7 protein-coding genes and 1 pseudogene are annotated in these 5,787 nt (G+C 63.5%); 3 read left to right on the forward strand and 5 right to left on the reverse strand.

Annotation, left to right across the window (positions count from 1 at the left end):
• On the reverse strand, positions 1-822 hold an 822-nt coding region (locus tag EOA36_RS25210; RefSeq protein WP_127279881.1), incomplete at its 3' end, for a DUF2157 domain-containing protein.
• A gap of 234 nt (positions 823-1,056) precedes the next feature.
• Between EOA36_RS25210 and EOA36_RS25215 the strand changes: the two genes are divergently transcribed.
• The 3 genes from EOA36_RS25215 to trmFO all read left to right on the forward strand — a co-directional run bounded on the left by EOA36_RS25215 (position 1,057) and on the right by trmFO (position 3,189).
• On the forward strand, positions 1,057-1,197 hold the full coding sequence (locus EOA36_RS25215) for a DUF1127 domain-containing protein (protein ID WP_013531315.1): 141 nt from the start codon (positions 1,057-1,059) through the stop codon (positions 1,195-1,197).
• Between the two features lie 49 nt (positions 1,198-1,246).
• Positions 1,247-1,387: a DUF1127 domain-containing protein gene (locus EOA36_RS25220; RefSeq protein ID WP_013895120.1), complete on the forward strand. Its 141-nt coding sequence runs from the start codon at positions 1,247-1,249 to the stop codon at positions 1,385-1,387.
• Positions 1,388-1,776: 389 nt separating this feature from the next.
• Positions 1,777-3,189, forward strand: coding sequence for a methylenetetrahydrofolate--tRNA-(uracil(54)-C(5))-methyltransferase (FADH(2)-oxidizing) TrmFO (trmFO, locus tag EOA36_RS25225; RefSeq protein ID WP_127279882.1), 1,413 nt, complete (start codon positions 1,777-1,779; stop codon positions 3,187-3,189).
• Positions 3,190-3,218: 29 nt separating this feature from the next.
• Here trmFO and EOA36_RS25230 read toward each other — a convergent pair.
• The 4 genes and pseudogenes from EOA36_RS25230 to secF all read right to left on the reverse strand — a co-directional run.
• Positions 3,219-3,526 (reverse strand): annotated as a pseudogene (locus EOA36_RS25230) (sterol desaturase family protein); the annotation flags it as partial.
• Positions 3,527-3,656: 130 nt separating this feature from the next.
• On the reverse strand, positions 3,657-4,505 hold the full coding sequence (locus EOA36_RS25235) for a phytoene/squalene synthase family protein (RefSeq protein ID WP_167531453.1): 849 nt from the start codon (positions 4,503-4,505) through the stop codon (positions 3,657-3,659).
• A 1-nt stretch (position 4,506) separates the two neighbouring features.
• Positions 4,507-4,899 (reverse strand): Mth938-like domain-containing protein, encoded by a 393-nt coding sequence (locus EOA36_RS25240; RefSeq protein WP_127279883.1) that lies wholly within the window; start codon positions 4,897-4,899, stop codon positions 4,507-4,509.
• 26 nt (positions 4,900-4,925) lie between these two features.
• Positions 4,926-5,787 (reverse strand): protein translocase subunit SecF (gene secF / locus EOA36_RS25245; RefSeq protein WP_127279884.1); only part of this gene is annotated, 862 nt, incomplete at its 5' end.

Here is a 5,787-nt window from a genome sequence, read left to right on the forward strand (position 1 = left end):
GAACTGGATGATGGCCAGGCCGGTGAGGAAGCCGAGCAATGCGTGCAGCGGCAAGCGGCCGCCGAGCTGCACGATCCTGTCGACAGGTTCCGGCGCAAAGACCGAACCCGCGAAAAGCAGCGCCGAAACTATGACCAGCGGGATCGCTACCGGCAGCGTCGCATGGTCCGTCGCCAGCAATATGAGATAGAAGAGCAGCGACAGGATGATCAGGTGCCGCGCCGGCTGGCTGCGGGTCCAGAACGAGATGGCAAACAGCACGATCGCCATGACGACGAAGGCATGCGGAAAGCCGCTGCGGCTGTAATAATCGAACCCTTTCAGGAACAGCCAGGCGTCGGCGATGCCAACTGCTGCCACGGTCAGCGGGTTTGAGCGCAGCGCCACCGCCGCCAACGCCGTGCCGGCGCCCCAGGTGACCAGCGCCGAAGCCTCGTCGCCGGACAAATGGTACATCTGGCCGATCAGCGCGATCGAGCCGCCGAACGCGGCCCCCGCCACGATCCACAGCGCTTCGCCGATTGCCGCGTGGTCGCGCGTCTTCAGCACCGCGCCGCCGACATAGCCGCCGAGGATAATGGCAAATAGCGCCGCCACCCGCGCCAGGCGCGGAATCGCATCCCAGTTGGCGGCGACGAAGATCAGGATGGCGGCTCCAAAGAGAAGGGCCGCCATCATTGCGAGGATCGAGCCGAAGCTGAGCGACTGGCGTGCGTTGCCCTCGACGTCGCGCCTCAGCACGTCAGCCGTCGAGGCGTCGATCAGTCCGGCCTGCCGCCACCGCTCGATGTCGGCCCTGATCCGTGTCGAGTACCCCGCCATGTCCTCTCTCCCCACCCGGCCGTCATTTTAACCGACGCACCCAAACCGTTGACGTCACGGCACTTTCTGATTCTGGCTTCTTTGTGTCAGGTCCGTGAAGGCGCGTTAATGTTGCATTGCACAATTTGCATTGCTGCCATGCAGCCATAGCGCTTTTAAATCGATATGGGTCCCCCTACTTATGGTTCGTACACAAACGGAATGATCCGCAAGAAAGACGAAACGAGAACTACCATGAACTTGATCCGCAACTACCGCAACTGGCGCCGCTACCGGGACACCGTTTCCGAGCTGAGCCGCCTGAGCAACCGTGAACTGACCGACCTCGGCATCAGCCGCAGCGACATTCCTTACGTCGCTCGCAAGGCGGTCTAATTCTTCGGACCGCGAATGGTCCGAACCAGTTTTGAAAAAGAGAACGACAATGAACCTGATCCGCAACTATCGTAACTGGCGCGTTTATCGCGAGACGGTTACCGAGCTGGGTCGCCTTTCGAACCGCCAGCTGCATGATCTCGGTATCGTCCGCGACGAAATCAAGATCGTCGCCCGCAGGGCGATCTAACAGAATTTCGCTGGGGTCGACCTCCTCCCCGACCTCAAGCGAATACGGTCAGCCCTTACCTCCTCCCAAGGGTTGACCACCAAAACGGCGCCCGCCGCACCTCCTCCCGCGGCGGGCGTTGTTTCCCAGGGGCAAAACGAATTTGCCCAAGAGGCTTCGCCCTCTTTAAAAATGCGAAAGGAATTTCGTCTGAGCCGACCTCCTCCCCGGCGATGACGAATACGGTCGATCTTCACCTCCTCCCGAGGGTCGCCCCAAAAAACGACACCCGCCGGACCTCCTCCCCCGGCGGGTGTTGTTGTTTTCAGGCGGAGGCTTTCCCGACCAGCGTTCGCGTTACCGCCGCGCGACAATTGCAATCGCGACGGCAAGCGATTATTCCGGCGGCCATGAGCAAAAATCCAATCCACATCATCGGCGGCGGCCTCGCCGGTTCCGAAGCGGCATGGCAGGCGGCGCAAGCCGGCGTTCCCGTCATCCTGCATGAAATGCGCCCGGTTCGCGGCACCGACGCCCACAAGACAGACGGCCTGGCCGAACTGGTCTGTTCCAATTCCTTCCGCTCCGACGATGCCGAAAACAACGCCGTTGGCCTTCTGCACGCCGAAATGCGGCTGGCGGGCTCCTTGATCATGAGTGCCGGCGACGCCAACCAGGTGCCGGCCGGGGGCGCGCTGGCCGTCGACCGCGACGGTTTCTCCGAGGCGGTGACCAAAAAGCTCGAGGCGCATCCGCTGATCACGATACAGCGTGAGGAAGTGCCAGGGCTGCCGCCGGCGGAGTGGGACCAGGCGATCATCGCCACCGGGCCGCTGACCGCACCGTCGCTTGCCCAATCAATCGCCGAGGCGACCGGCGCCGATGCGCTGGCCTTCTTCGACGCCATCGCGCCGATCATCCATTTCGACACGATCGATATGGATACCTGCTGGTTCCAGTCGCGCTACGACAAGGTCGGGCCTGGCGGCACCGGCAAGGACTACATCAACTGTCCGATGGACAAGGACCAATATCTCGCCTTCGTACAGGCGCTGATCGACGGCCAGAAGACCGAATTCAAGCAGTGGGAAGGCACGCCCTATTTCGACGGCTGCCTGCCGATCGAGATCATGGCCGAGCGCGGCGTCGAAACGCTGCGCTACGGACCGATGAAGCCGATGGGCTTGACCAACGCGCACAATCCGACCGTGAAGGCCTATGCCGTGGTGCAGTTGCGCCAGGACAATGCGCTGGGCACGCTCTACAACATGGTCGGCTTCCAGACCAAGCTGAAGCACGCCGAGCAGGTGCGTATTTTCCGCACTATTCCGGGCCTGGAAAACGCCGACTTCGCCCGCCTCGGCGGCCTGCACCGCAACACCTACATCAACTCGCCGACCTTGCTCGACGCCTCGCTGCAGCTAAAGTCGCGGCCCGGCCTGCGTTTTGCCGGCCAGATCACCGGCTGCGAAGGCTATGTCGAAAGTGCGGCCATCGGCCTGCTCGCCGGCCGCTTCGCCGCAGCCGAGCGGCTTGGCCACGCACCGTCCCTGCCGCCGCTCACGACGGCCTTCGGCGCGCTGCTCAACCACATCACCGGCGGCCACATCGTTTCCGACGACGAGCCCGGGAAAAGATCCTTCCAGCCGATGAACGTCAATTTCGGCCTGTTCCCGCCCGTCGAAGCGCCGAAGACCGAAGGCAAGCGCATGCGCGGCAAGGACAAAACCGTGGCCAAACGGCATGCGATCACGTCGCGAGCGCGGAGTGACTGTCGACAGTGGCTGGGTTTGCCGGCGGAGACGGCTCAGGCGGCGGAGTAGCGGACAGCGCGATCAGTCCTCAGGCGATATTATTCCGCGGCCTCGAGGCCTGCCGCCGGCAGTCCCGGCTTGCCCGCCTCCCCCGGATTCCTCCGAACATAAGCCGCCTTCAGCATTTCCGACGTGTCGCGCGAACCGTCATGGCTCCATCCCGGCGGCTTGATCAGGTAGTTCAGGCGCTCGCGCGGTGTCAGCCCAGGCGCGAACGCATCCCGGAACATGCCGATCCATTCGTGGAACGCCACCTTCAGCGGTTGAAGGTGCCCAGGTTCTTGACGATCCCATAGCGCGGCCGATCCTCTTCTAGCTCCTCCACGAAGGTGCCGAACATGCGGTCCCGACAGCGCAATGCCGAGCACGACGATCGCAACCAGCACGGACAAGCTCATCGATTTCCTCCCGGCCGGCCTGTCGTCTTCGGCGACAGTTCTCGGCAGGCGGACTCCTTAACACGATTGACGTTTACGTCAAAGTGCCGGCCAGCCCTTGCCTGCACGACGCAGCAGCAACCAATGCCGGCGCAACGCCGACAGCCGTGCCACGCCGCCGAGCGGTGAGTGGCGCGAGCCTTCCATCTTGGCGAGATAGGCGCGTGACAGCGCCAGCGGCAGGAATGCCGAACGCAACGACCCCGGCAGCGCCGCAGCGCCTTGCTCGAAGGCCGACAGGTGTTCGCGCGCCAGCGCGATCATCGCCGCCACCGCGCGCCGGGCACCAGGCCCGCCGTCGCCGGCAACAAATTCTTCCGGCGACGAGCCCGCCGCCGCCAGGATGTCGGCCGGGATAAAACACTGTCCACGCCTGCGGTGCAGCGGCAACAGAAGCAAAAGCCCCGTAATCGCCTGCGCACAACCCGCCCTGCCCGCCAGTTCGGCAAACCCTGGCGCCTCGGCGGGATCAAGCACCATCGCCGCGAGCTGGATGAGGGCGGCCGCCGTCTCGCCGCAATAGCCCTCCAGATCGGTGCGAGATGGCATCGGGTCGTCGTAGAGATCGAAGATGCGCGCCTCGAGCATGTTCTCGAAGGCCAGTTTTGGCAGCTTGAATGCTGTAATGGTGAGGTTCAAGGCGTCGGCAACGGGATGGCCCGCGCCCGCCTCACCGCCGGCGGCAATGACATCGCGCCACCATTGCAGCCGCACCTCGCCGGGTAACGGCTCATGGATGCGGTCACGGATGCCGGCGATCTCGGCATTGAAGGCGTAGAGCGAAAACAGCGCGTCGCGCTTGTCGGCAGGCGCGTAGAGCGCGGTGAGATACCTGTCATGGTCGGCGGCGCGCACCGCGTCCATGACGATTTTGGCGTTCTGCAACATATCAATCGACGGCGATGAGCGCCGCGGCCACGGCGCGGTCTTCCGCCAGAAGGACATTGTAGGTCCGGACCGCGGCCCCGGTCGACATCGGGTCGGACGTTATGCCGGCCTCTTTCAGCGCCGCCCGCAGCGCCGCCGGCAAGGGCCGCAAATCCCTGCCCATGCCGACCAGCAGGATCTCGACCTTGTCGGCTTCCGCCAGAAGCTTGTCGAAATCCGCGACGGTCAGCGCCAGGGGATTTGCCGGCTCCCAGCCATGGATGCCCGTGGGCACGCAGAGCAGCGAGCCGCGATGCGACATGTCGGCAAAGCGAAACCCGCCATTGCCATAGGCCTCGATCGGCGCGCGGCCGGGGAAATGCGCCTCGCGGATGACGATGCCTTTGCCGGTCACCACTCTGTCACCCTTCGGGCCGCGCGTCAGGTCGCGACGGCCTTGCCGCCGTTCACCGGCTTTTCCTCATCGGCCGAAGCCTGCGGCCGCAGCTTGAACAGGATCAGCAACGGCGCCGCGATGAAGATCGACGAATAGGTACCGAACACGACGCCGAACAGCATCGCCAAGGTAAAGGAGCGGATCACTTCGCCGCCAAACAACACCAGCGCCAGCAGCGCCAAGCTGGTCGTCACCGACGTCAGCGTCGTTCTCGACAGCGTCTCGTTGATGGCGTTGTTCAGCAGCTGCGGTAGAGGCATTCGCTTGTATTTTCGCAGATCCTCACGGACGCGGTCATAGACGACGATCGTGTCGTTCAGCGAATAGCCGATGATGGTCAGGATCGCCGCCAACGACGACTGGTTGAACTCGAGCCCGGAGATGACGAAGAAGCCGAGCGTCATGACCACGTCGTGCACTGTCGCGATGATGGCGCCGACCGCGAACTGCCATTCGAAGCGGAACCAGACGTAGACCAGGATGCCGAGCAGCGCGACGATCATGGCGATGGTGCCTTGCTTGGCCAGTTCACCGGAAACCGTCGGTCCCACCACTTCGACGCGGCGGAAATCATACTGGTCCTGCAGCTCGCCGCGGACCTTGTCGATGACCGTCTGCTCGGCATTTTCGCCGCCATCCTGCGTGCCGACGCGGATCAGCACGTCGTTCGGCGCGCCGAACTGCTGAACCTGCACTTCGCCGATGTTGAGTTCCGACAGCCTACCGCGAATGTCGGCAAGATTGGCATCACCGGTCTTGGACTGAACCTCGATCAGCGAACCACCCTTGAAATCGATGCCGTAATTGATGCCGACACTCATGAACGCTACCACGGACAGTATCGAC

Source organism: Mesorhizobium sp. M8A.F.Ca.ET.021.01.1.1, from assembly GCF_003998025.1.
In the GTDB taxonomy this organism is placed as follows: Bacteria; Pseudomonadota; Alphaproteobacteria; order Rhizobiales; family Rhizobiaceae; genus Mesorhizobium.